Consider the following 24141-nt stretch of genomic DNA (forward strand, 5'->3'; position numbering starts at 1 on the left):
AGAATAAAAATGAAGATATGTCAGATACAATTGAAAAAGTAAAATGTTTAATTATAGGTTCTGGACCTGCTGGTTATACAGCAGCCATATATGCATCTAGAGCCAATATGTTTCCTGTGTTATATCAAGGAGCACAACCAGGTGGACAATTAACCACAACTAACGATGTTGAGAACTTTCCTGGATATCCAGATGGTATTACAGGACCAGAAATGATGATTCAACTTCAAAAGCAAGCTGAACGTTTCGGAACTGATGTGAGACATGGCTGGATTACTAAGGTCGATTTCTCTGGAGAGGTACATAAGGTTTGGGTGAATGATGAAAAGGAAATACATGCTTCGACTATAATCATTTCTACTGGTGCGTCTGCAAAATATTTAGGTTTACCATCAGAGCAAAAATATTTACAACTTGGAGGTGGTGTATCTGCTTGTGCAGTTTGCGATGGATTCTTTTATAGAAATCAAGAAGTTGTGATTGTAGGCGCTGGTGATTCGGCTTGTGAAGAAGCACATTACCTGTCTAAACTGTGTAAAAAGGTGACTATGTTGGTGAGACGCGATGAATTTAGAGCATCTAAAATCATGGCAAATAGAGTCAAGAATACTGAGAATATTGGAATACTATACAATACAGAAACGGATGAAGTTTTAGGTGATGGACAGGTCGTAACTGGTGTTAGAGTATTTAATAATCAAACTAATGAAAAGCACGAGATTGCTGCAACTGGTTTTTTTGTAGCCATAGGACATAAGCCAAATACCGATATTTTTAAAGATTATTTGGATTTAGATGAAACAGGTTATATCATCAATGCACAACCAGGTACAAGTAAAACCAATGTAGAAGGTGTCTTTGTAAGTGGTGATGCTGCTGATCATGTTTATAGGCAAGCAATTACTGCGGCAGGCACTGGTTGTATGGCTGCTCTGGATGCGGAACGTTATTTAGCTGCTAAAGATGCAGATTTTGAAGTGGCGACTTCGACTTACAACTAAGAAAAGAAGTTCTGATACATAAAAAAGCCGAAGTCATTAACTTCGGCTTTTTGTTTTTATGTAAACATTAGATCTTATCGCTTCTTCTTCTGGAGTTTCGAAGTGTCATCAAATTTGGTAATTGTAATTTCAGGACTTCCGTAAAGATAGATTTCGCTATCACCAGAAGAAGCTATTGTAATACTTTCGTTTACTGAAAGCGTTAGGTCACTGCTATCTTCTAAACTAACGTCGGTAGTTTTAACATCAAATTTTCCTCCATTAAAATTTGAAGAATTTATTAATCTAATCACTGAATTATTAGCCGCACCTTCAATTGATAAATCTGAACGTTGATACAAATCAAAATCAGCAACTTTACTATTTATTAGAGCATCTAACTTACTATTATCACTAAGTTCTATTTTAGTTGAATCTGCTGTTAGGTTTAATCTTGTTTTTGATTTCCCTGAACTTTTGTATAAGAAATTTGTAGTTTTAATATTCAAATATGCTCTAGAGTTATCTGATGTAGTTAACGTGGCATCAATTAATTCCATAGATGTTAAGGACCTTATTTCACCATCTCTTCTTGTTTCTATGTTTCTTAGCGCATCACCATAATTCACAGTAATATTAAGTTTCTTTTTTGAAGTAATACGTGTGGTCTCTACAAATGTAAGAACACCATCTACTACATCGAATTGAATAACATCATGTAAATTGTCATCAGCTTCAACATTGACCGACGGTTTGCTATTGTACACTATTTCGATAGAAAAATCGCCATCTACAACTATAGTTTCAAAATCATCTATATACGTTTGCCTAATGGTTACGTTTCTATCACCTTTAATTTTTTCTTGGGCTATAATTGCTGGTGCAGTAACCATCATTAAAACCAAAACGAGTAATATTTTTTTCATTTAATATATCTATTATACTTTAAATATGACACAATTCCTTTAATGAGTCACTTTTAAAGCTGTTAAACAAAGATATACAAAAACCATCCCAAACTCCATAAAGAATTTGAAATGGCTTATAAGTTATTGATTTTAAGGTTTTTAGAGATTAAATATTCGCTGTCAAATTTTGATTGATTGCTATTATTGCTGTCTAACACTTCCAGAGGAACTATCCGATTTGTTAACTTTTTGAGGATTTCCAGAATATCTAACATCTCCGCCACTTGTTGCTCTTGCCGTTAGTTCTTTAGATGTGTTAACTGATATATCCGCACCACTTGTTGCTTTAACATCAGATGTTTTTGCGATAAGGTTAGAGGCTTTAATATCACTACCACTCGTTGCAGATGCTGTTAAAACCTCCGTAGATCCGCTTACTTTAATATCACTACCACTTGTAGAATGACAGTTTAATTTCTGGGTTTTTACTTTAAGTTCTATATCTGCTCCACTTGTGCTATTGAGTTCTAAATCATTAACTTCTATTGTATTTGTTGAGTAAACATCGCTACCACTTGTGGCTTTTATTGCAGAAATGTCGTTAATACTCAAGTGTATTTTTTGTGAAGATGATCTACGAATATTTTCTGTTGAATAGATTCTCAAGACATCATTTTCCACTTCGGTCATAATAATATCATGGAGATTTTCATCGGCTTCAACATTTAAAGATACATTGTTAGATTGTGTAAGATACAAGTCTAAACCTTGACTTACCTTAATAGAGCTAAAATCGCTAGAAATTTCTCGGTCTATATCGATTACATTTCCATTTCCATTTACGCCTTCTCCAAAATTCATAGAAAAGTTACAGGACAGCATTAGTATGCTTACTATGCTAGTGATAATAATTCTTGTTAGTGTGCTCATTAGTTTTTGATTTTTTATTGATTGATAATTAGATTTTATGGTTTGCCAACTTCTTTTGAAGTATGATTATAACTTATGACTCGCTTAATTTTCCATTCACCATCTTCGATGATCCATAAATGTGAAAACAGTGCATAGTTGTCACTTTTCGTATAGGTCATAGATGCATCCGTTGAGAAGAAATGTTTCCCGTTTTGTAGTGCACCATAGAGTTCACCATTGTTGTACATCGGAAATACGTCTAAGCTTTCCTCTACAAGAAACCTGTATACCTTTTCAGGATTATCTTTTCTACAAATACCATTTTTCATGGTAGTAACAAATTCGTCTTTAGAATTAGTGATTCCACCTTTGTCGTGATAAAACTCTAAATCTTCAGTCATTAATTCTGCACTTCTTTCAATTTCGCACTTATTAAAGCCTATTTTAAACAGAATACTGTCTTTTGCTTTAAGTGTTTTAAACAGGTCGGAATTTTTACTCACTTGCGCTGATGCAATACCAGAAACCATGAGGAATCCGATACTGCATAGCAAAAGTGATTTGATTGATTGGTTCATTTTTGATTGATGATTACACTACAAATATCTGTAGTAATTAGTTTGATTTAAATTTATTAGTACTGAACTGTTGAATTGATAGCTTCAATTGTCGTTAACCTCTATATTAACACCATCTTCATCATTAATTTGAATACTCAGGTCTGGTTTTTCTTCGTTAGACGACTCTTCTTCTATTAAGGTTTCAATGATGTCTTCTTTTTCTTCCTCAATAACCGCACAGTCTAGACATTCTACATCATCTTCTATTACTTTTAGATAATGTTCTTCCTTTCCGGTTTTTAAAATATCATTTAGATAACTATTGTTCTGATGAAAATTGTGCGTGTTATCATCTGCATAGAATATAGTTCCTTCTGGTAAATATAAAATGACTTGCACGTGCTGATCGCTGAATTTATTTGATACATCTGTGGTTAAATAAGAATCTAATCGCAATTCATTATTAACCATTGCATAATTATAATTAATGTTTTGTGCACGCTCCTTCGCAATGTCATAGCTGCTTCCTCTGGCAAAACCATCTATTTTAATACTAGCTAGAGAATCTGTTGTTGATCTTATTATTAATCTTACGTCTGATGTAGATATAACTCTATTATCGCTGTCACTATTACTTATTTTATAATTATGATGGTATCTGCTTAAGTACTTATTATAACTATCGTGACCGATCATTTTTAATTTTAATGTATCGCCTGAAGTAATATTGATTGTTTTTTCTACTTGCGTATAACTTGTATCATATGCATGTTCAGTAGCTTGTTTTACTCCAGTAATAATAATGCCAATTATTGCCATTAACCATAGTCCTAATAATGTGAATTTTGCAACGTTGCCAATGGATTTAAGGTTGTTAACCAAAATCTTTAATCCTAAATAGAATACAAAGAAAAATGGAATTCCAATTGCAAAGAACAACAAGAGAGACATTAACCAAATTGGTATGTTTGCTGCATTAGAAGCATCGATTAAATCAATGAATGGAAAATGGACAGCATTTGTAATACCTACTGTAAAAAAGGCTACAATTAATGCTATTAGCATGCTAATGCCAACTATAATTAAGATAATACCTATAAACTTAGCTAATACCTTTAGAAAAAACATTAAGATACTTCCTATAGTATCAAAAAAGGTCTGCGAACTCGATTTTAGTCGATTGCCTTGCTTCTGAAAATCGACGCTTTTTACCGTGTCAGAAATATTATCTGACACATTATCGAAACCCTCCTTTAACTTATCTCCATGTTTTTTAAAATCGACATTTTTTAAGTTTTCTGAAACTGTGTCAATGCCGTCTTTAATTTTTTTTTCGATGTTACTGATATTTACAGCGTCACCAGTCATGGTAAGTTTTTCGGCCGTTGTTTGAGCTTCTGGTACTAAAGCCCAGAAAATAAGATAAATAAAGATGAAAGTTCCACCAGAGCCAATAGCAAATAATAACCAGATAAGACGTACCCAAATAGAGTCAATTCCTAAATAGTGACTTAAGCCTGCAGCAACACCACCAATATATGAGTTATCAGTATCTCTATATAGTTTTTTAGATGGTCTAGAACTTTGTCTTTGTCGTGGTTGTGGTTCGTCTTCAAAGATTTCGTCATCAACTAAATAGTCTTCGGGTTGACCCATAATGGTAATCACCTCGTCAACTAATTTTATACCAACGACTTGCTTTTCGTTTTGTATGCGTTCCGAGAATAATTCTGCGATACGCGCTTCTATGTCCGAAATTATTTCCGAACGTCCTTGAGAGTCTGTAAATGAACGTTTTATAGCCTCAAGATAGCGTTGCAATTTAAGATATGCATCTTCGTCTATGTGGAAGAATACACCTGCTAAATTTATATTGACTGTTTTATTCATTTCTTTGTTGTTTTTGTACTTGTTACTAGGTTAACTGCATTTTGTAAGTCACTCCAAGTGGAGTTTAATTCCTTTAGAAACAGTTTTCCTGTTTCTGTAAGACCATAATATTTTCTTGGTGGTCCAGATGTGGATTCTTCCCAGCGATAACTGAGCAATCCGGCATTTTTTAGTCTTGTTAATAGTGGATATATAGTTCCTTCTACAACAAGCATTTTTGCGTCTTTTAATGTGCCCAGAATCTCTGCGACATAAGCATCTTCATCCTTCAAAATGGATAAAATGCAATACTCCAGAACACCTTTACGCATTTGTGCTTTTGTGTTTTCTATTTTCATGTGTGTTTTCTATTTTTAATTAAAGTCACATGCAGTTCGCGCAAGAAACTTAATTTGTTAATTGAAATCTTTGAATGCGCTCGTGTCATATTAATAGTGTCTTAAATTCTATTAAACTGTTCATTTTTTGATTGATTTGATTTGATTCTTGATGAATGTCTTACTTTAAAAAATTGATGGTCAAAGGGTAATTATAAATATGGCCATCTCTAGCAGATAAGCTAGCTCTAACAATAAGTGCTAGTTCTACTATAAATCCTATTATCGCTAATGCTCCTAATCCACCACCAATATATAATAGAGGTGAAGGCTTACCAACATTGATATGAAAATTGTGAAACCCATGAAAATCGATAACATCCATACCATTAAATAAATTAAAAATGAAAAATGGTACTGTAATCGTTCCTATAATAATGGCGTATAGCAACACACTAATTTGAAAATTGATGGCTTGCTTACCATGCTGATCTATAAACTCTGATTTTTCTTTATTGGCTGCCCATAATACTATTGGACCGATGAAATTCCCAAACGGAATTATAAATCTCGAAAAGGTCGAAAGATGAATAAATGTGGCTAAATTTTTTTGATGATTGTCTACCATTTTTAAAAGTATATAATAGTTGCTTATACAAATATATGTCTTTAAAAAGGTATTATGTTACGCATAGTACTAAAAATTAACATTTTATTAACATTAGTGAAGTTGGTTATTTTGGATTATTTTAGTGGAAATTATTAATAATATATATGAATATATCTCCTTCTAAACTCAATAAATTCTTAATGTTTAAGCTACCTGCAGCATATTTTACTGGTGTAAGAACTAAACAACTAGATGATACAATCTGTGTGGTTACTGTTAAACATCGTTGGATAAATCAAAATCCATTTAATTCTATGTTTTGGGCAGTACAAGGTATGGCGGCTGAGTTAACAACAGGCGCTTTAGTAATGAAAAAAATAAGAGAAAGTGGTAAAAAAATATCGATGTTAGTTGCTAATAATAATGCGTCGTTTACAAAAAAGGCTACAGGGAGAATTACCTTTACATGTAGAGAGGGAGGAAAAATAGATGAAGCTATTGCTAAAGCAATTGAAACAGGAGAAGGACAAACGGTATGGTTAAATTCTAATGGTATTAATAAAGATGGAGTAGAAGTATCGTCTTTTAATTTTGAATGGACGCTCAAATTAAAATCTTAACGCTATTGGGAACGAAGCGCGGCAATCTAATTAATTGTAACGAAACTTATGTTTTTGCAACATATAAAAGAATCAATTTATGCTGAACTTGTTTTCAGTATCTAAACATTAAAAACATTATGGAAAAATTACCAGACTTTACAGATAGAAATGCTCACGAAATAGACTACCGCATTTACGGCGAAGAAATGCAATATGTAGAAATAGAGCTCGATCCACAAGAAGCTGTAATTGCAGAATCAGGAAGTTTTATGATGATGGACGATGGTATTAAAATGGACACCATTTTTGGAGATGGCTCTCAAAAAGATACAGGCTTTTTAGGTAAAATATTAGGAGCAGGAAAACGAATTCTCACTGGTGAAAGTCTATTCATGACTGCTTTTTATAATGATCTCACAGGAAAACGTAACGTCTCTTTTGCCTCTCCATATCCTGGTAAAATTATGCCAATAGATTTAAATGAATATGGCGGAAAGTTTATTTGTCAGAAAGATGCTTTTCTTTGTGCAGCCAAAGGTGTTAGTGTTGGTATAGAGTTTTCAAAGAAACTCGGTAGAGGACTTTTTGGTGGAGAAGGTTTCATTATGCAAAAACTAGAAGGTGATGGTATGGCATTTGTGCATGCAGGTGGAACTACTGCGGTGAAAACTTTAGCAGCAGGTGAAACCTTGCGTGTAGACACGGGATGCATTGTTGGTTTTACTCAAAGTATAGATTACGATATAGAATTTATAGGAGGTATTAAAAACTCCATCTTTGGTGGAGAAGGTTTATTCTTTGCAAAATTGCAAGGTCCAGGAAAAGTCTACATACAATCCTTGCCGTTTAGTAGACTAGCTGGCAGAGTTTTAGCATCTGTGCCTAGAGGAGGAAAGTCTAAAGGGGAAGGAAGTATTCTTGGTGGTTTGGGTGATTTATTAGATGGTGATAATCGTTTCTAGAGTTGATGTATTTTGTAATGTAAAGTAAATCAATTGGTTATGCTGTAGGAAATATCATTAAGATTAAATAAGTCTCATCGAATAATTCAAAACTTTTAACATAATAAGCTGTTAAACTTTATATGATTTTTAATTTTCACGCGTTTTTTTTCTACCTTAGAGACAGAATTGAAACAATAGCCTATAGAAAAAATTACATTTTTGTTTAACCTAAAACTTAATATTACCTATGGCGAGAGCAATGTATGAGTACACCAAAACTGTACTTAACAAAGTAAGTTTTGATGCGACATTATTTTGTAAGGAAGTGGAAAAAGCGGTAAGACGGTTGCTGCCTCACGAACTTGAAGATTTGAGAATATTTATTCAGTCCCTTATCAATCAAAACCCAGAATTAAATCAATGTTTAATTTATTTAAAAGCATAAAAAAAAGCGACTTACGAGTCGCTTTTTTTATTTAGCCAAAGGACTAATAATTTCTACATTTTGAAATGCAATTGCTCCGCGAATAACACTAGAGATAAGGTCGTGCATAGCATCTATAATTTGCATTTTTAATTCACTTTTATGATAAATAATACTCACTTCTCTTGCAGGTGAAGGCTCATTAAAATGTCTTAGGTTAGGATTTAGTTTCTCTTTTACATCTAAGGTATGTAAATAGGGTAGTAGTGTCATACCCATACCTTCATTAGAGAGTTTTATTAAGGTTTCGATACTTCCACTCTCTAACTGAAAATGATCATCAGTTTGATTCTTAAAGGCTTTACAAAGATTAATAACTCCATCTCTAAAACAATGACCATCTTCTAAAAGTAGCATATCTTCTATATCTAAATCAGATACTTCTATGGTCTTTTTATCTCTTAGTCTATGATTATTTGGTACATAGGCTACAAATGGTTCGTAATACAAGACACGCTCTTTTATGTTGTCACTCTCTAATGGTGTAGAAGCAATAGCTGCATCTAAATGACCATCACTTATGCGTGTTATAATTTCTTCTGTTGTAAGCTCTTCTATCTTTAGTTTTACCTTTGGATATTTTTTAATAAAATTATTCAAGAACATTGGTAATAGTGTTGGCATTACTGTTGGGATAATACCAAGTCTAAACTCACCACCAATGAATCCTTTTTGCTGATCAACAATGTCTTGTATGCGATCTGCTTCATTAACAATATTTCTTGCTTGATACACGATTTTCCGTCCAACATCAGTTAATTCAATGGGCTTTTTACCTCTATCGAAAATAAGAATATCTAGTTCATCTTCTAATTTCTGAATTTGTGTGCTCAAAGTGGGTTGTGTTACAAAACACTTTTCTGCTGCTTTAGTAAAATTTTTATGTTCTGCTATTGCTAAAGCATATTTTAATTGTGTGATTGTCATAAAATATTCATTAAGACTATAAAAATATAAAAAACCATTGAGAAAATCTATATAATGTTTTGAATTAATTTTTATCAAAAAGAAAAAGCCCATTAGAAACGAATCTAAAGGCTTTTAAATACTTTGATTGACGATGTATTATCTAGAAACGAATTTCTAATTCTAAATCTTTATCTTCTACAGTGAACTTTGCATCATCGTATTGTGGTGGACCAAAAGCCATTACATTGTTAGAAGTTCCGTAAGACTCTAATGGCATTCCGTTTTCTCTAAAGTCCATACGTTTGTTATCGTTTTCATCATGCATAGCCATAATTGCATATTCTCCCGGTTGAACGTTTTCAAAAGTGATAGTCACTTTTCCGTCTTTTATTTCTGTTTCTGCATCCAATACACCTAAACCTTTCATAAAGGTTTCAGAAGAGTGTAATGACATTAATACTTTACCAGTATCGTTTTTTACATTATCTATAGTAACTGTGATGGTAATACCTTTCTCTTCTTCTTGAGAGAAGCTGAATACTGAAGTTAAAACTAATGCGATTGTTAAAATTAAATTTCTCATAATAATAATAATAATAATATTGATTAATGGTTATTTGTTTTTGTTTGATGATTCAAATATCCAAGAAACTTTAAAGGAAAAATAAAAGTTGTTACCGAATTGTAACTTTAGTAGGATGAATTGTTATTTTTTATATCAATCCTCTAGCTTTAATCTCTAAATACTTATTAATAGTATTAATTGTCAGGTTTTCTGGGGAAGTTAAAATGGATTGAATGCCATGTTTTTGAAGTTCGTTTACTATAAGCTTCTTTTCGTACATAAATTTTTCTGCAATAGTTTTTTGAAAAATCTCAAAAGTATTGTGAGCTTCAACATTAGTCAGTTTTTGTAATTCTGTATTTTCAAAAAAGATAACTACAAGCAAATGATTCTTAGCCATGGCTTGCAGATAAGGTAACTGACGATGAAGCGCATCTAAAGTTTCAAAATTGGTGTAAAGTAGGAGTAGAGCACGTTGTGTAATACTTCGCTTTACATCGATATATAATCTTGAAAAATCAGATTCTGAAAAATCAGTATTGACATTGTACAGCGTTTCAAGAATTTTATTCATCTGTGAAGGTCGTCGCTCTGCAACAACTTTGTTTTCAACCTTTCTTGAAAAGGTAAACATACCTGCTTTATCTTGTTTTTTAAGGGCGACATTACTAATTACCAAAGTGGCATTGATGGCATAGTCGAGTAAGCTCAAGCCTTCAAAAGGCATTTTCATGGCCCTTCCTTTATCAATAACACTGTAAATGGGTTGTGAACGCTCATCTTGAAATTGATTCACCATCAATTGATTACGCTTTGCAGTAGCTTTCCAGTTGATATTTCTTATGTCATCACCATTCACATAGTCTTTAATCTGCTCAAATTCCATGGTATGACCAATACGTCTTATTTTCTTTAAACCGTATTCAAATAATTTATTCGAAAATGCTAAAAGCATATACTTACGCAATTGTAAAAAAGATGGATAGTTTGGCACCATAGCATCTTTTGCAAATTGAAATCGTCTAGTCACCAAACCAATAGGCGAGCTCGCATAAACATTTAAATTTCCAAAGTAATATTCACCACGTTCGAGCGGTCTTAAAGTATAAGTAATTTTCTTCTCGTCTAGTTTATTGAGTTGTGTGCTAATTTCGAAATCGCGCTTTTGGTACTGAAAAGGCATCTCATCAATTAACCTTAAATCAGCTGTAAAGTTGTAGTTATTTTGAAGCGTTATTTCTATAGGATTGTCATCACCATTACTCAATTTTTCTGGTAAAATCCTTGAAGCAGAAATCCCTTTTTGTTTGAATAGTAGGATAAGGTCGATTACCACCAAACCTAATGCGACAAAAAATAGTGCTGATACAATACTTAATAATCCAGGAAATAAATAGGCAAGGATGAATAATGCCACAAATGCCATTACTATTAGAAAAAACCGAAAGGTTAAATAAGTATGTTTAAAAAAACGCTTCACTATCTAGGAATCTCTATAGTTTCAAGAATTTGATCTACAACTTTATCGACAGTAAAGGCTTCCATCTCACGTTCTGGCGTTAATACCAATCTATGTTTTAAAACCGCCTTTGTACAACGTTTTATATCATCTGGAGTCACAAAATCTCTGCCGTTAATTGCTGAATTGGCTTTAGCCGCATTTAAAATAGCAATTGATGCTCTTGGTGAAGCTCCTAAATATAAATTTGCATTTGTACGTGTATTATTTACAATAGAAGCAATATAATTTAGGAGATTATCTTCAACTACAATTTGCTTAATTAAATCTTGATATTTTTTAATAGCATCAGCAGATAAAACAGAAGCAATGGTATTAAAATCCATATTGTCTTGTCTGTGATGATTATCTACTAAGATTTGAACTTCATCTTCTAAAGATGGGTAATCAACTTCAATTTTGAATAGAAAACGATCTAATTGTGCTTCAGGTAAACGATAAGTACCTTCTTGTTCTATAGGATTTTGTGTGGCGAAGACTAAAAATGGTAATTCCATATCATAACGTGTACCATCCATAGTAATTTGACGTTCTGCCATTACCTCAAACAAAGCAGCCTGAGTTTTAGCCGGTGCTCTGTTTATCTCATCAATTAATACAATATTTGAAAAGATTGGTCCTTTTTTATATTCAAACTCACTGGTTTTGACGTTAAAAATTGAAGTTCCTAAAATATCACTAGGCATTAAATCTGGTGTAAATTGAATACGACTAAAGTCTACATCCATAGTTTTGGCTAATAATTTTGCAGTAACTGTTTTTGCTACACCAGGAACTCCTTCGATTAGTGAATGTCCATTAGTAAGAATTGAAATAATTAAAAGCTCAATCATTTCATTTTGCCCAACAATAAATTTGGCAATCTCTCGCTTAATGTCTTCAACACTATCTTGAAGTGGTTTTAGGTCTATTCGACTTTTGAAATCTTCTGAAGTGTTTTCAATACTTTCGTTCTTAGTATTCTCTTGGCTATGGTTTGTCTCATCAAGGTTTTCTGATGATGATGTGTTTTGATCTTCCATTATAACTTATATTTTGTAAAGTGTTCTATTTTTTTGTTCAGTTCTATGAGTTCTTGCTCAGTATGATTGTTTTTCGATTTTAAAAAAACAAGATAATCTACTAAAGCTTTTGTAGTTTCTTTGGTATTACTAGATTTTGCAGCTAATTTTTCTATAAAAGTTGTATTGAGTTGATTGGTGTCTAAATAATAATTCGTTCTCACAAATTCGAGAAAATACTCAATCTTCTTATTTATAATATTGGTAAAGTCTCCATATTGATAGTAAAGCTCACCAATAGTTCTTGTGAAATCTACAGTTGAGTTTTCCAGCTTTTTAATTACCGGAATTATACGTTGTACACGTTTACCTCTAAATATCACGAAAAGAATTAAACCAAACATACTAATGTAAAATGCCCATTTTAAGGCTGTATTCTTTAGAATATAGCGCAATGGACTGGTAATTACCTTTCTCCCAGTTTTGTAGTTATTATCCCAAATAATTTGTTGCTTTGGTAAGTAAGATAATACGGTTGCGGCATAATCTTCTTTATCATTCATAAGATGATAATTTGTAAAGGCAAATGGGTTGGTATGTAAAATAAATTGTCCTCCATTATCACCAACATCTACTTTTATAAAATTAGCATTGGTTTCATCGTTATCACTTTCAGTTTTTGTAGTTGTTGTTCCTAAAATTGTAGTGTTTAAAGTATCTACAGAGACAAAATGACTATTTTCTATAACATCTTTAAAAACCCTGTTATTTTTTTGAAGACTTGGGCTTGTAAATTTATTTTCGGACTCTTTTTTATAAAGATTAGAGTATTGACGCTGTATACTTATGTTTAAAGAATCTAAAACATTACCGTAAAAAAAGTTACCACTTATAAAAACTGTATTTCCGTCTTCTACAAAATTCATTAGAGCATTAGATTCTTGCCCATCTAGGTTAATGTAATCATTAATAAACACTAAGGATTTAGAGTTGAGTGTATCTACTTTTTTTAGATATTCGTATATGGATTGTTCAGAAACTAAAACTTCACCTTCAGAAAAAGTTTCTAATTCATTAAATAGTATGTAGCATCCCAATGGAATTTTATCAGCAGCAGAGTAGGAGTCGCGCCAATTTAATGCCTTTGGTTTGGTAACTTCAGCAATCATCATAAAAACGATCACTGCACCAATAATATAGAGCGCTATTTTAGAACGCTTATCCATGTTTAGATGTTTTTATAAGTTGATTGAAATCGTTTTTGTTTTTGTTGAAACTAGTTTCATCTATCGGAAACTCACCATACCAAACATAATCGTAGATATAGGAAACACGTTTAAACAGTGTTTTTAATTTACTATCAGTTATTTCATTAAGGTAATCAGAATTCGTTTTATCATAATGCCATTCAATTACTTTTTTATTGGCTAAAGATTTTAAGGATTTTAGATAGAGATAGCGAGTTGCTAATCTATAGTTGTTGTCTTTTAGTGCTTTACTGATTAATTTATCAAAATCGATTTGTTCAATGTTTTCTTCAACATAAGTAAAGCCATCTATAGTCTTATCTTCTGTTTTAAAGACAGAGTTTATAGGACTTTGTAACAGGAATTTAATAAGTAAATACAGCACAATAACTCCTAGCAATCCGTAAACAATATATTCCATGGTTTGATAATCAATAAAATCGATATCAAAACCAAAAACATCTCCCAACCAACGAAAGAATTTTTGAAGAACGCGTTGCATCAGGTTAACGCCTCCTGTATCATTTATGGAATAATTAAAGTCGTCTCCAGAATAATTGTCTTTAAAGTTCTCCTTGAAATAGATGACATCAAGATTAGAAGAATCTCGCTTTACAATAACATCTTGAGACCACGATAACGAGGAACTAAAAGCCGAAATTAAAACAGCGTTAATATGTTTGAGTTGGTATCTACTCATTAACACCAATTTGATCAATTTTCTTTTGAAGGAATTCGTTGTATTTCCCTTCAAATAAATTGTAATATAAAATTCCGTATGCGACTTGCGAAAGTGCTTGAATATATATTGTAGAAATAATTATAATGGCGAACCATAATGTAAAAAATAGTGTAGCCAAAGTACTTGTTGTTAAATCGACGCCACTTTCAACTGAAAAATAAACATAAATCCCCATGAGGTAGGAAGGTATCTGGAATAGCGTAAGCATAAAAACAAAACTTAATATACCAACTACAAAACCAAATAATATAAGACGCCAAAAGTTTGAAAATGTAAAATCAAAACCTTCAGAGATAGCTTCTCCAAATCCTTTTTTCGTTGAAAAAATAGACATAAACGTTAATCCAAAAATTGCTGACATGGTAAAGTTTAATCCATATTGTATCAAAAATCCTAAGAATGGAATAAGTGATAATATACCTGCGGCTACTAAATAGACAATGTAAAGTAAACCACCAATAAGTATAAAAATGATGATGGTGCCAATGTTACCTGTAATGCTTTTCCAAATACGTTTAGATTCAACTTTGCCTTCATTATTGGCATAGTCTGCAATGTAGGCACTAGAAAAACTGTAATTAATTAAAGACGTCACAAATACAATGAGAAATAATATGATAGCACCAGCAATAAAATAACTATCTGTTTCTACATTATTGCTCATCCCAAATCTAAAATCTCTACTTGCCAAGCCCATAAAACCAGTAACCAGTAAATATGAGCACACTAGCGTTAGAATAATGCTAATGGCATTATATCTTAGATATAAGTTGGTATATGTTTTAAAATTATGTTTTAGAAATAAAAAGTAAGTGTTTATAATATCTCCAAACGTACTTCTTGTTCTTAGTTCAATATACTTTTCGTTCACGTGAGTTGGGATTTGGGTATTAACTCTAGATGTTCTTCTAAAGGCTTTATTTTGTTGGCTTTATGCAAAGCTATTGGGTAAATTATGTAATAATAAATAATGATAAAAAGTGAAATTAATATAATGCTATAAGCCAAAAACCAAGGCATTTGCTCGCCATAACGTGTAATGAAGCCTTCAATAAAACCAGCAATGATAAAAAACGGAATGGTGCTCACTACAATCTTTAATCCATCTTTAGCACCTTTCATAAATGAGACACGCCTAGAGTAAGTCTTTGGAAACAAAATACTATTACCCATTACCAAACCTGCACAACCAGCTATAACAATTACTGAAATTTCAAAAGTTCCGTGCAACCAAACTGTTGAGGTTTTTTCTAAAATACCATAGTTATAAAAGAAGGTAATAAATGCTCCAAGCATTATACCATTACTAAAAAGTACCCAAATGGTGCCTACACTAAAGAATACTCCCATAGCAAAGGCGATAATAGCAACTCTGATATTATTTATTGTAATTCCTAAAAACGACCCAATGTTACTTCCGCTTTTGTAAACAGCCATTGGTTCACCTTTTTCAATATTTTCTATAGTCATATTTACATAAGCATCACCAAGGATCAACCTAACAAATGAATCATCATTTAAGGTAGAAACTGCACCAATAATAACAGCTGACATAAAAATTAAAAATGTGTATAGTAAAGTCTTTTGATATTGATAAAAGAACAATGGAAACTCATCGCGCCAAAACGAAATAATCTTGTTTTTTGATTCTTTTTTGGTAATGTAAATTTTTTGGTGTGCTTGCGATGCTAACGAATTTAGATACAACAAGGTCTTGCTACCAGGATAGTAAGTCTGGGCATAAGACAAATCATTAGTAAGTTGTATATAGTAAGAAGCTAAGTCATCCGGATTTATTTTTACATTATTATCCAATGCGTTTTCAAAACCAATCCATTTTTCCTTATTTTGCTTCACGAAAGACGCTTCGCGCATAAATCATTATAATTTAAAAACGAATATACATTTCAATGAGCAAATTAGCAATTAACACAGCACAAAATGTCAACCTAGATTACAAGTTAATTGGTTTGGGTGAGCGTATGATTGCTTTCTTGATTGATGGTATTATTTTAATTACTTATATGACCATTATGGAAAACCTTGTAGCGTTCTCTGAGATTTTTGATTCAGATGGATGGACAAGGCGTGGTTTTACAGGCTTATTTCTTTTACCAGCATTTTTCTATTCGGTACTTTGTCATATCATTTTTGGTGGACAAACGGTTGGAAAAATGATTCTAAAAATTAAGGTTGTAAGCGTAGATGGTTCGCCTACAGAATGGTACAATTTCTTTGTACGTTGGATGCTTAGAATTGTTGATTTATGGATTTTTTCACCATCTATAGGAATCCTTAGTATTTTATTATCAGACAAAAAACAGCGTATTGGTGATTCAGCAGCTGGTACAGTAGTAATTAGTGTGAAGAAAAAGCATAAAATCTCAAGTACAATTCTAGAAGACATTAGTGATGATTACCAACCAGTATTTAGCAGTGTAACTCAGCTGACAGATAAAGATGTTAGAATCATAAAAGAAGCTTATACAATCTCTAGAAAGAACAACGATTTTAAAACCTTAACCCTTTTAAAGAAAAAGATTTGTGATACGCTTGGTATTGAGACGAAGTTGTATGATATTCAGTTTATAGATACTATTTTAAAGGACTATAACTTTTATACTCAAAATATGTAAGTAGAGAACCAAGTTTGTTGTGCAAACTTGTGTGAATCGCTTATGCTGAGCGCAGTCGAAGTATCTCAGAGAACCAATTCCTGCCTCCTCAGGAATGACAAACAAGAAAAAACAAATGTTTTTCCATATAGTTGACATTTTAGGAACCATAGCTTTTGCCATTTCTGGTGTATTAGTCGCTATGAATAAACGTATGGATCCGTTTGGCGTATTAATTATTGCATTTGTGACTGCAGTAGGTGGTGGAACGTTACGTGATATTATGGTTGGTGTTGAGCCCGTTTCTTGGATGCAAAATATGACCTTTGTTTATGTTATTTTTGCGTCTACAATATTTGCTGTTGTATTTAGAAATCTACTAAAACACTTAAGGCGCTCTTTATTTTTATTCGATACTATTGGTATTGCATTATATACAGTTGTAGGTATTGAAACCGGACTTGTCGCAGGGTTACATCCAATAATCTGTATAGCATTGGGCACAATGACGGCTTGTTTTGGCGGTGTTATTAGAGATATACTTTGTAATGAAATTCCTGTAATTTTCAGAAGGGAAATTTATGCAACAGCCTGCATTTTAGGAGGCTTCACATACTTTTTGCTTCGCGAGTTTTTGGCAGATCGTAATTATCTTTTTGTAATAGCAGGTTTAGTTGTAATTCTTATTAGATTGCTTGCAGTGAGGCTTAAGATTAGTCTGCCGAGTTTATATAAAAATGAAGATATTTAATAAGAATTAGTCTTGTAATTACTTTCTATTATAAACCTTTCTTTTAATCAAATATATAGGGTTCATAAGCTTTCCACCATGCTTCAATATCTACTTTTGGATTCCTACAAATGTATAACGGAATTCCATTTTCTTCACCAATAGCATATTTGTGCGTAATTATTTTTACAAGTTTAACATCTTCAAAAGCATAATCAACTGCAGGCTTTTCATTCCCTAAACTAATCCAAACTTTTGCATTTTTATTTCCATAACCCCAAGTCCAAAAACTACCATGTCTACTTATAGGATTCGGGAGATTGTATTTTTTACCAAGGATTTTAAGTGCTCCTGCTTCTCCATAATTCTCAGCCCATAACACACATTCTTTTTGTTCGTTTAGACTTAGAGAACGATAAACACTATCTACTAATTTTACTTGTTCTTCCCAACCAAACATATCTGCATAGTCGCCTGTTAGTTCAATGCGACCATTGTCTTGTTCTTGGATGTTAGCGTAGTCGACATAATCTTCTATGGGTAAAATAGGTGTAAGATCTGGTATAAAATAAACCATTGGTAATATTACAAAGGTTGCAATAGCATATACCCAATTAGGTCTTTTTCTAAACAAGTTTTCAATTGTAACTGATCCTGCGGCAAATACTACAGGATATAATGCAAATATATAATAGGTTTTTGCCTTTAGTATCCACATGGTAAAAAACATAATTGTACATGCTACACCCAAACTTTTGAATTTAATAAGTTTTTTGGTAAAAAGCAAACCAACTATACCAAAAGCAAAAACTATAAATGGGAATATGATTTCGAGTTGGTCTAGTAAAAAAGCCCATTTACTTGCATCATCAAGTTGACTCTCATTCAATTCTTGTAAATGAGTTATCAAAGGAAAATCATGTTGAACTTGCCAAACTATATTTGGAAGAAAAATAAGTAATGCTAATAATGCAGAGATATAAAGCCATTTATTTTTGAACAACTTTCTTTTCTGGTAAAATAATACGCCAATAAAGATACCAAAAGCCCAAACTAGTATAGTATATTTATTCATTAAACCTAAACCTACGGTAAGGCCTAAAAGCAGTAAGAATTTTTTGTTTTGAGAATTGATAAACTTTATAAGAAAGTAAAATCCTAGAGTCCAAAATAGTTGGTCAAATGCAACAGGTTGAAATAAGGTATGGTTCCTATAGAATGGTAAAAAGGCTAGAATACAAATTCCTGCTAGAAAAATAGCTCTTGTTTTTCCACCAAGTTCTTTGGCGATAAGGCAACATAAAATCAAAATTCCAACACCTGCAAGCGTGGGAAATAATCGCACTCCAAGTAAAGAATAATCAAAAAACCAATAAGATAGTTTTCCAATAAAACCTATAAATGGCGGAAATTCCATAAATCCCCAGTCTAGATGCTCACTTACCGATAAATGTAATAACTCATCGCGATGAAATCCGTAGTTTTTATTCCCAAGCCTTTGAATTATAAATTTAATTGAGGAAAGTATAAGAATTATGGAAATAGTTTTTTTATTCAAAATTTATTGATTGGGTTTGTTCTATTAATTCAGTTCCTGATTCCAGAAAAATTTTAACTGTGAAAATCGCAGAATTTGGAACATTGTCGTATGCTGTCATATCCACTTGAAATCCATCATGCCAATCAGCTCTGATTTCAAATAATTCAGAAATGGTCAGTTCTTCGCCATTATATCCGTAGGTTGTGAAATTATCTGTAATAATGGTAATTTCTTGATTTTCAATATTCAATACGGTTATTTCAATGGATTCAATAGGGTCAAGATTTATATATTCATCACTTGGGCAATTACAATCACTAAAAGCATATGCAGATGCAAACCCTAAAGAATTTAAGTCTATTACTGGTTTTGAAAATGAAATTTGATTTAAATCAAATTGAACAGAAATTGTTAGTCCGAATGCATTTTTGTAAGCTGAATCCGTTACTTCTTCATTTTGAAACCCAGAAGTATCCCAAGCTTTTAACTCTAAGCCATAATACATCCTTTCGAATGTTTTAATTGGGTCACAATCACAGGGAGGTACACATGAGGTCGCAATAAATTGTATAAAGTAGATTAGAAAAATGGACAATATTTTTTTATTCATATCGGTTATTGGTTTTATGTACTTTTTTGTCTAACGTTTTTTATTCATAATTGAGTATATTCAAATCAAAAATTATATCATGCTTTATGACCAAAATCTTGTCTTTCAATTTAGGAAATACCGCACCAGAACCACTTCGTTTACTTAATTGTTTCTTAAATGTATCTGTTAAATATTTGTCGTCATCAAACATAATGTCATCAATAAAATTACCATTTGTAACCGGTTCTTTTACCGTTATATGTATATGCCGTGGTGCTGAGGTATTTGGGTAAGAACTTGGTCTAAACGTATAAAATATCTAAGTGCCATCTAAGGATTTTTTACCCAGCCATGGATTAACCATGAGGTCCTGCCCAGCCCTTTTTCTTTGGCTTCGTAAATACCATTTTCATTAGTGATAAATATAAAGAATAATATTTGAGGCAGGTGTTTTACCATTTTTTTGATATAGTGTAACGGTTTTAGCTTAAAATCTATGTCATAATTTTGTTGGGCTAATACGCTTTTGAAAAAAACAAGATAACAATTGTTACGAAAATTCTTTTCATTTAGACAGAGATGAGAACGTTGAATTTTTATACCTTTTTTACTGAATGTCTAAATAGTTTATAGGAAGCAATACAACCAATTACCGCAAAACCAAACATAATAGCAAATACAATTTGATGCCCAACGACTTCATTATAAGCATCTAAAAAATAACCATTAATTAAACCTGTGAAAATGTCTGGTGTATAGCCAATTACAGAAATGAATCCTACTGCGGTACCTGTAACAGCTAAAGGTATTTTAGCCTCTTCGAGTGTTGCAAAATATAAGACTCTTGCTGAATAGACTCCCAAAGCCATGGTTCCTATTGACAATATAAACATCAGTGTTGTACTATCATCAATAATTCCTAGAGCAAAGATTAAACTAGTTATAGCCATTAATAAAAAACCAATAACAATCCACAATGTAGCTCGGGTTCTATCTGCTAATAAACCAATTACAACACCAATAACGGGTCTCATGTATAGTAAATATGTGCCAACTTTTGCAGCTTCAATTTTATCATAAAGCATTATCTGTTCTGCATATTGACTAAAAAGATTAGTCATTTTATAACAATGGTAAGCACACATAATTATTATCATCAATAACCAAACAGCTCTATACTTCATCACAATTTTAAAATTATCTAAAGTCAATAACTTTGAGGGTTTTTCAGAATCTACAGCTTCTGTTTCTTTAAGTCTTAGAAAGAAGAAAACAATGATACCAATACACATTATGGCAATTGAAGTGTAATTGATAACTTCCTTAAAAGCAATTCTGCGTTCTTCAATTGTTGTCAGTTCAATATCTTTAGTTATAAATAAAGAAAAAATTAGTACTCCAACAGAACCAAATAATGCAGCAACCAAACCACGTCCACCATCTAAGAACCCAAAAGCTATGCCTTGTTTGTTAGAACCTCCCCAAATCCGTGTTGCTTTTATCATTGCGGCCCAAAACAGAAAAATTGTTGTAAACCCCCAAAATCCATAAAGTATATGAAGCGTATAAAGCGTTGGATAGGTTGCTAAATAAAAACCACCCAATGCTGTCAAAATTAGCGCTCCAGACATCAAAATATGTGGTTTAAACTTATCTGCTAATGGTCCGCCAAATAAATAAGAAACTAGAGCGACTATCCCGTAAGCAGAAAAACAACTTCCAATTTGAGTTTGAGTTATCACAAAGGATTCAAGAAATGTGGTTCTAAAAATACGTGGTAAAACAAAGGGCAAAATAAAAACAGCCTCTGCTGCTAATATCAATAATATTATAACGTATAGAGGTTGTTTTCTATGAGTTTTTTTATTCAAATTAAACCTGTAAAACACCCATGTTAAAAGGTTTTTCAATAGGAGCGTGGTTGGCAGCTTCTATTCCCATACTAATCCATGTTCTAGTATCTAGAGGATCAATAACTCCGTCTGTCCAAATACGAGCAGCTGCGTAGTAAGGAGAGACTTGGTTATCGTATCTAGATTTTATCTTATTAAATAACTCTTCTTCTTTTTCTTTTGTGATGGTTTCACCTTTCTTTTTTAATGAAGCGGTTTCAATTTGCAATAATACCTTAGCGGCAGAGTTCCCACTCATTACAGCAAGTTCTGCACTTGGCCAAGCTGCGATTAGTCTTGGGTCATATGCTTTTCCACACATGGCATAATTTCCAGCTCCGTAACTGTTGCCAATCACAATTGTGAATTTTGGTACTACAGAATTACTAACTGCATTCACCATTTTCGCACCATCTTTTATAATTCCACTATGTTCAGATTTACTGCCAACCATAAACCCAGTGACATCTTGTAAAAAGACCAGCGGAATTTTTTTCTGGTTACAATTAGCAATAAAACGTGTCGCTTTATCAGCAGAATCGTTATAAATAACTCCACCAAATTGCATTTCGGCTGATTTAGTCTTAGAGCCTTTAGTTTTTAGCAATTGGCGCTGATTTGCAACAATACCAACAGCCCAACCATCAATTCTGGCATAAGCAGTAATAATTGTTTTACCATAGCCTTCTTTGTATTCATCAAATTCCGAATTGTCAACCAATCGTTTTATGATGTCTTTCATGTCGTATTGGTCAGCTCTGCTTTTTGGAAGAATTCCGTAGATGTCTTCAGGATTATCTTTGGGTTTGGCTGTTTTTACTTTGTTATAACCAGCTTTATCGTAATCACCAATTTTATCAATAATATTCTTTATTTTATCTAAAGCATCCTTGTCGTCTTTTGCTTTATAATCTGTAACTCCAGAAATTTCACAATGTGTCGTTGCTCCACCTAAAGTTTCATTATCAATAGATTCACCTATAGCTGCTTTTACTAAGTAGCTGCCTGCTAAGAAAATACTTCCTGTTTTATCTACTATTAGAGCCTCATCACTCATAATAGGTAAGTAAGCACCACCAGCTACACAACTTCCCATAACAGCAGAAATTTGAGTAATTCCCATACTGCTCATTACAGCATTGTTTCTAAAAATGCGACCAAAATGCTCTTTATCAGGAAAAATTTCATCTTGCATTGGCAAAAATACTCCAGCACTATCTACAAGATATATAATTGGTAATCGGTTTTCAATGGCAATTTCTTGAGCTCTTAAATTCTTTTTCCCAGTAATTGGGAACCAAGCTCCAGCCTTTACAGTAGCGTCATTGGCAACAACAATACATTGTTTTCCTTTTACATATCCAATTTTTATAACGACTCCACCAGATGGACAACCTCCATATTGCTCATACATATCTTCACCTGCAAAAGCACCTATTTCAATAGATTTAGCTTTGCTATCCAAAAGATAATCTATACGTTCTCGAGCAGTCATTTTACCTTTACCATGATGCTTGTCTATATTTTTTTGTCCACCACCAAGTTTTACTTTGGCTAACCTTTTTTTAAGGTCTGAGAGAAGAAGTTTGTTATGGTCTTCGTTTTTGTTGAATTTGATATCCATTAATACAAAATTGTTTGCACGAATTTACAAAACCAATCCATGTATCAAAAGTGAATACTTTGTTAAAAAATATTACATGGAATTATATTCCTTGGAATATAAATATTTTTATTCTATATTTGTACTATTAAAATAAGAGATATATGAAAAGAATAATTGCATTTGCAGGTAGTAATAGTAAAACATCAATAAATAAACAGTTAGCAAAATATGCTTCTAGTTTAGTTGAAAATACTGAAGTTAACGTATTAGATCTTAATGATTTTGAATTGCCATTATATGGTATAGACTTAGAAAATGAGCAAGGTATTCCTGATAATGCACATAAATTTCTAGATCACATCAAATCTTCTGACGGTATCGTATTATCATTAGCAGAACATAATGGAGCATACGCAACAGTATTTAAAAACTTATTTGATTGGATGTCTAGAATTGATGGAAAATTATGGGGTGACAAGCCAATGTTGTTAATGGCTGCGTCACCAGGTGGAAGAGGTGGAGCTACTGTTTTAGAAATTGCCAAGGGGAGATTCGGATATATGGGAGGAAATATTGTTGGTAGTTTTAGTTTTCCTTCTTTTGGTGGTAATTTTTCTGGAGGAAAGATTACAAATGAAGAATTAAACAGTCAATTACTTGAGGAAGTCAAACAATTTCAAGAAAGTTTATAATTATGAATATTCAGCAAACTGACAATGGAAAGAAGGGAGAATTCTATTATGAAGTAGACGGAAAGAAGTTAGGGTTAATGACCTATAGTCATGCAGGATCAGATAAGATAATAATTGATCATACTGAAGTCGACGAGTCTCTAAAAGGACAAGGAGTCGGATACAAACTAGTTGAGGCATCCGTACAATATGCTAGAGCAAATAACCTTAAAGTAATGCCCTTGTGTCCATTTGCTAATTCGGTTTTTAAAAAGAAGCCAGAATATAACGATATAAGATTTTAG

Annotated in this window: 26 protein-coding genes; 8 read left to right on the top strand and 18 right to left on the bottom strand. The window is 32.5% G+C overall.

Annotated features, from left to right (window positions below; translation table 11 throughout):
• The first annotated feature begins 17 nt into the window (after window positions 1-17).
• The gene (trxB, locus tag SJY34_RS01235) at window positions 18-1001 is read left to right on the top strand and encodes a thioredoxin-disulfide reductase (RefSeq protein WP_400078160.1); all 984 of its coding nucleotides are present in this window, start codon (window positions 18-20) and stop codon (window positions 999-1001) included.
• A 74-nt stretch (window positions 1002-1075) separates the two neighbouring features.
• Here the strand turns inward: trxB and SJY34_RS01240 are convergent, their stop codons facing one another.
• The 6 genes from SJY34_RS01240 to SJY34_RS01265 all read right to left on the bottom strand — a co-directional run bounded on the left by SJY34_RS01240 (window position 1076) and on the right by SJY34_RS01265 (window position 6195).
• Complete coding sequence (locus SJY34_RS01240) at window positions 1076-1906, bottom strand: GIN domain-containing protein (protein ID WP_400078162.1); 831 nt, start codon at window positions 1904-1906, stop codon at window positions 1076-1078.
• Between the two features lie 183 nt (window positions 1907-2089).
• On the bottom strand, window positions 2090-2818 hold the full coding sequence (locus tag SJY34_RS01245) for a head GIN domain-containing protein (RefSeq protein ID WP_400078164.1): 729 nt from the start codon (window positions 2816-2818) through the stop codon (window positions 2090-2092).
• Between the two features lie 35 nt (window positions 2819-2853).
• Window positions 2854-3378 carry a nuclear transport factor 2 family protein gene (locus tag SJY34_RS01250; protein ID WP_400078166.1) on the bottom strand — a complete coding sequence of 175 codons (525 nt, stop codon included), beginning with the start codon at window positions 3376-3378 and terminating at the stop codon, window positions 2854-2856.
• An 84-nt stretch (window positions 3379-3462) separates the two neighbouring features.
• Complete coding sequence (locus tag SJY34_RS01255) at window positions 3463-5250, bottom strand: PspC domain-containing protein (protein ID WP_400078168.1); 1788 nt, start codon at window positions 5248-5250, stop codon at window positions 3463-3465.
• Window positions 5247-5588: a PadR family transcriptional regulator gene (locus SJY34_RS01260; protein WP_299123380.1), complete on the bottom strand. Its 342-nt coding sequence runs from the start codon at window positions 5586-5588 to the stop codon at window positions 5247-5249. Before SJY34_RS01260 ends, SJY34_RS01255 begins: the two co-directional genes overlap by 4 nt.
• A 160-nt stretch (window positions 5589-5748) precedes the next feature.
• Complete coding sequence (locus SJY34_RS01265; protein WP_400078170.1) at window positions 5749-6195, bottom strand: DUF4870 domain-containing protein; 447 nt, start codon at window positions 6193-6195, stop codon at window positions 5749-5751.
• A 146-nt stretch (window positions 6196-6341) separates the two neighbouring features.
• On the opposite strand from SJY34_RS01265, the gene SJY34_RS01270 reads away from it, so the two are divergent.
• From SJY34_RS01270 to SJY34_RS01280, 3 genes are all read left to right on the top strand, one after another.
• Window positions 6342-6797: a DUF4442 domain-containing protein gene (locus SJY34_RS01270; protein WP_400078172.1), complete on the top strand. Its 456-nt coding sequence runs from the start codon at window positions 6342-6344 to the stop codon at window positions 6795-6797.
• Between the two features lie 119 nt (window positions 6798-6916).
• A complete protein-coding gene (locus tag SJY34_RS01275) occupies window positions 6917-7741 on the top strand; it encodes a TIGR00266 family protein (protein WP_400078174.1) in 825 nt (274 codons plus the stop codon).
• A 229-nt stretch (window positions 7742-7970) separates the two neighbouring features.
• Complete coding sequence (locus tag SJY34_RS01280; protein WP_299123372.1) at window positions 7971-8168, top strand: hypothetical protein; 198 nt, start codon at window positions 7971-7973, stop codon at window positions 8166-8168.
• 27 nt (window positions 8169-8195) lie between these two features.
• Here the strand turns inward: SJY34_RS01280 and SJY34_RS01285 are convergent, their stop codons facing one another.
• The 8 genes from SJY34_RS01285 to SJY34_RS01320 all read right to left on the bottom strand — a co-directional run bounded on the left by SJY34_RS01285 (window position 8196) and on the right by SJY34_RS01320 (window position 16065).
• On the bottom strand, window positions 8196-9134 hold the full coding sequence (locus tag SJY34_RS01285; RefSeq protein ID WP_400078176.1) for a LysR substrate-binding domain-containing protein: 939 nt from the start codon (window positions 9132-9134) through the stop codon (window positions 8196-8198).
• A 142-nt stretch (window positions 9135-9276) separates the two neighbouring features.
• Window positions 9277-9699, bottom strand: a complete 423-nt coding sequence (locus SJY34_RS01290; RefSeq protein WP_400078178.1) for a DUF2141 domain-containing protein — start codon at window positions 9697-9699, stop codon at window positions 9277-9279.
• A 130-nt stretch (window positions 9700-9829) separates the two neighbouring features.
• Window positions 9830-11107, bottom strand: coding sequence for a DUF58 domain-containing protein (locus SJY34_RS01295; RefSeq protein WP_400078180.1), 1278 nt, complete (start codon window positions 11105-11107; stop codon window positions 9830-9832).
• Window positions 11108-11160: 53 nt separating this feature from the next.
• Complete coding sequence (locus tag SJY34_RS01300; RefSeq protein ID WP_400078182.1) at window positions 11161-12222, bottom strand: AAA family ATPase; 1062 nt, start codon at window positions 12220-12222, stop codon at window positions 11161-11163.
• Window positions 12222-13427 (bottom strand): DUF4350 domain-containing protein, encoded by a 1206-nt coding sequence (locus tag SJY34_RS01305; protein WP_400078184.1) that lies wholly within the window; start codon window positions 13425-13427, stop codon window positions 12222-12224. Before SJY34_RS01305 ends, SJY34_RS01300 begins: the two co-directional genes overlap by 1 nt.
• On the bottom strand, window positions 13420-14148 hold the full coding sequence (locus SJY34_RS01310; RefSeq protein ID WP_400078186.1) for a hypothetical protein: 729 nt from the start codon (window positions 14146-14148) through the stop codon (window positions 13420-13422). Before SJY34_RS01310 ends, SJY34_RS01305 begins: the two co-directional genes overlap by 8 nt.
• On the bottom strand, window positions 14141-15061 hold the full coding sequence (locus SJY34_RS01315) for a hypothetical protein (protein ID WP_400078188.1): 921 nt from the start codon (window positions 15059-15061) through the stop codon (window positions 14141-14143). Before SJY34_RS01315 ends, SJY34_RS01310 begins: the two co-directional genes overlap by 8 nt.
• Window positions 15058-16065: a stage II sporulation protein M gene (locus tag SJY34_RS01320; RefSeq protein WP_400078190.1), complete on the bottom strand. Its 1008-nt coding sequence runs from the start codon at window positions 16063-16065 to the stop codon at window positions 15058-15060. Before SJY34_RS01320 ends, SJY34_RS01315 begins: the two co-directional genes overlap by 4 nt.
• A 35-nt stretch (window positions 16066-16100) precedes the next feature.
• Between SJY34_RS01320 and SJY34_RS01325 the strand changes: the two genes are divergently transcribed.
• Window positions 16101-16826, top strand: a complete 726-nt coding sequence (locus SJY34_RS01325; protein ID WP_400078192.1) for an RDD family protein — start codon at window positions 16101-16103, stop codon at window positions 16824-16826.
• 94 nt (window positions 16827-16920) lie between these two features.
• Complete coding sequence (locus tag SJY34_RS01330; RefSeq protein ID WP_400078194.1) at window positions 16921-17556, top strand: trimeric intracellular cation channel family protein; 636 nt, start codon at window positions 16921-16923, stop codon at window positions 17554-17556.
• A 43-nt stretch (window positions 17557-17599) separates the two neighbouring features.
• On the opposite strand, the gene SJY34_RS01335 is transcribed toward SJY34_RS01330, so the two are convergent.
• From SJY34_RS01335 to SJY34_RS01350, 4 genes are all read right to left on the bottom strand, one after another.
• Complete coding sequence (locus SJY34_RS01335; RefSeq protein ID WP_400078196.1) at window positions 17600-19093, bottom strand: ArnT family glycosyltransferase; 1494 nt, start codon at window positions 19091-19093, stop codon at window positions 17600-17602.
• Window positions 19086-19685 carry a hypothetical protein gene (locus SJY34_RS01340; protein WP_400078198.1) on the bottom strand — a complete coding sequence of 200 codons (600 nt, stop codon included), beginning with the start codon at window positions 19683-19685 and terminating at the stop codon, window positions 19086-19088. The genes SJY34_RS01335 and SJY34_RS01340 overlap by 8 nt, the downstream gene beginning before the upstream one ends.
• A 578-nt stretch (window positions 19686-20263) precedes the next feature.
• Window positions 20264-21538 (bottom strand): nitrate/nitrite transporter, encoded by a 1275-nt coding sequence (locus tag SJY34_RS01345; RefSeq protein ID WP_400078200.1) that lies wholly within the window; start codon window positions 21536-21538, stop codon window positions 20264-20266.
• 1 nt (window position 21539) lies between these two features.
• The gene (locus tag SJY34_RS01350) at window positions 21540-23183 is read right to left on the bottom strand and encodes an acyl-CoA carboxylase subunit beta (protein ID WP_400078202.1); all 1644 of its coding nucleotides are present in this window, start codon (window positions 23181-23183) and stop codon (window positions 21540-21542) included.
• 143 nt (window positions 23184-23326) lie between these two features.
• On the opposite strand from SJY34_RS01350, the gene SJY34_RS01355 reads away from it, so the two are divergent.
• Together SJY34_RS01355 and SJY34_RS01360 are read left to right on the top strand one after the other, a co-directional pair.
• Window positions 23327-23857, top strand: a complete 531-nt coding sequence (locus SJY34_RS01355; RefSeq protein WP_400078204.1) for an NADPH-dependent FMN reductase — start codon at window positions 23327-23329, stop codon at window positions 23855-23857.
• 2 nt (window positions 23858-23859) lie between these two features.
• Entirely contained in the window at window positions 23860-24141 is a 282-nt protein-coding gene (locus SJY34_RS01360) for a GNAT family N-acetyltransferase (protein ID WP_400078206.1), read from the top strand.

It is taken from the genome of Winogradskyella sp. R77965, from assembly GCF_044594915.1.
Taxonomy (GTDB): domain Bacteria; phylum Bacteroidota; class Bacteroidia; order Flavobacteriales; family Flavobacteriaceae; genus Winogradskyella.

What these genes read in the sequence shown, in the direction of transcription:
- SJY34_RS01265 (WP_400078170.1), bottom strand. Translation starts at nt 6,195, where the DNA reads ATGGTAGACAATCATCAAAAAAATTTAGCCACATTTATTCATCTTTCG.
- SJY34_RS01355 (WP_400078204.1), top strand. Translation starts at nt 23,327, where the DNA reads ATGAAAAGAATAATTGCATTTGCAGGTAGTAATAGTAAAACATCAATA.
- SJY34_RS01320 (WP_400078190.1), bottom strand. Translation starts at nt 16,065, where the DNA reads ATGCGCGAAGCGTCTTTCGTGAAGCAAAATAAGGAAAAATGGATTGGT.
- SJY34_RS01255 (WP_400078168.1), bottom strand. Translation starts at nt 5,250, where the DNA reads ATGAATAAAACAGTCAATATAAATTTAGCAGGTGTATTCTTCCACATA.
- SJY34_RS01245 (WP_400078164.1), bottom strand. Translation starts at nt 2,818, where the DNA reads ATGAGCACACTAACAAGAATTATTATCACTAGCATAGTAAGCATACTA.
- SJY34_RS01330 (WP_400078194.1), top strand. Translation starts at nt 16,921, where the DNA reads ATGACAAACAAGAAAAAACAAATGTTTTTCCATATAGTTGACATTTTA.
- SJY34_RS01305 (WP_400078184.1), bottom strand. Translation starts at nt 13,427, where the DNA reads ATGGATAAGCGTTCTAAAATAGCGCTCTATATTATTGGTGCAGTGATC.
- SJY34_RS01340 (WP_400078198.1), bottom strand. Translation starts at nt 19,685, where the DNA reads ATGAATAAAAAAATATTGTCCATTTTTCTAATCTACTTTATACAATTT.
- SJY34_RS01350 (WP_400078202.1), bottom strand. Translation starts at nt 23,183, where the DNA reads ATGGATATCAAATTCAACAAAAACGAAGACCATAACAAACTTCTTCTC.
- SJY34_RS01325 (WP_400078192.1), top strand. Translation starts at nt 16,101, where the DNA reads ATGAGCAAATTAGCAATTAACACAGCACAAAATGTCAACCTAGATTAC.
- SJY34_RS01310 (WP_400078186.1), bottom strand. Translation starts at nt 14,148, where the DNA reads ATGAGTAGATACCAACTCAAACATATTAACGCTGTTTTAATTTCGGCT.
- SJY34_RS01285 (WP_400078176.1), bottom strand. Translation starts at nt 9,134, where the DNA reads ATGACAATCACACAATTAAAATATGCTTTAGCAATAGCAGAACATAAA.
- SJY34_RS01260 (WP_299123380.1), bottom strand. Translation starts at nt 5,588, where the DNA reads ATGAAAATAGAAAACACAAAAGCACAAATGCGTAAAGGTGTTCTGGAG.
- SJY34_RS01290 (WP_400078178.1), bottom strand. Translation starts at nt 9,699, where the DNA reads ATGAGAAATTTAATTTTAACAATCGCATTAGTTTTAACTTCAGTATTC.
- SJY34_RS01275 (WP_400078174.1), top strand. Translation starts at nt 6,917, where the DNA reads ATGGAAAAATTACCAGACTTTACAGATAGAAATGCTCACGAAATAGAC.
- SJY34_RS01280 (WP_299123372.1), top strand. Translation starts at nt 7,971, where the DNA reads ATGGCGAGAGCAATGTATGAGTACACCAAAACTGTACTTAACAAAGTA.
- SJY34_RS01360 (WP_400078206.1), top strand. Translation starts at nt 23,860, where the DNA reads ATGAATATTCAGCAAACTGACAATGGAAAGAAGGGAGAATTCTATTAT.
- SJY34_RS01240 (WP_400078162.1), bottom strand. Translation starts at nt 1,906, where the DNA reads ATGAAAAAAATATTACTCGTTTTGGTTTTAATGATGGTTACTGCACCA.
- trxB (WP_400078160.1), top strand. Translation starts at nt 18, where the DNA reads ATGTCAGATACAATTGAAAAAGTAAAATGTTTAATTATAGGTTCTGGA.
- SJY34_RS01250 (WP_400078166.1), bottom strand. Translation starts at nt 3,378, where the DNA reads ATGAACCAATCAATCAAATCACTTTTGCTATGCAGTATCGGATTCCTC.
- SJY34_RS01270 (WP_400078172.1), top strand. Translation starts at nt 6,342, where the DNA reads ATGAATATATCTCCTTCTAAACTCAATAAATTCTTAATGTTTAAGCTA.
- SJY34_RS01295 (WP_400078180.1), bottom strand. Translation starts at nt 11,107, where the DNA reads ATGGCATTTGTGGCATTATTCATCCTTGCCTATTTATTTCCTGGATTA.
- SJY34_RS01300 (WP_400078182.1), bottom strand. Translation starts at nt 12,222, where the DNA reads ATGGAAGATCAAAACACATCATCATCAGAAAACCTTGATGAGACAAAC.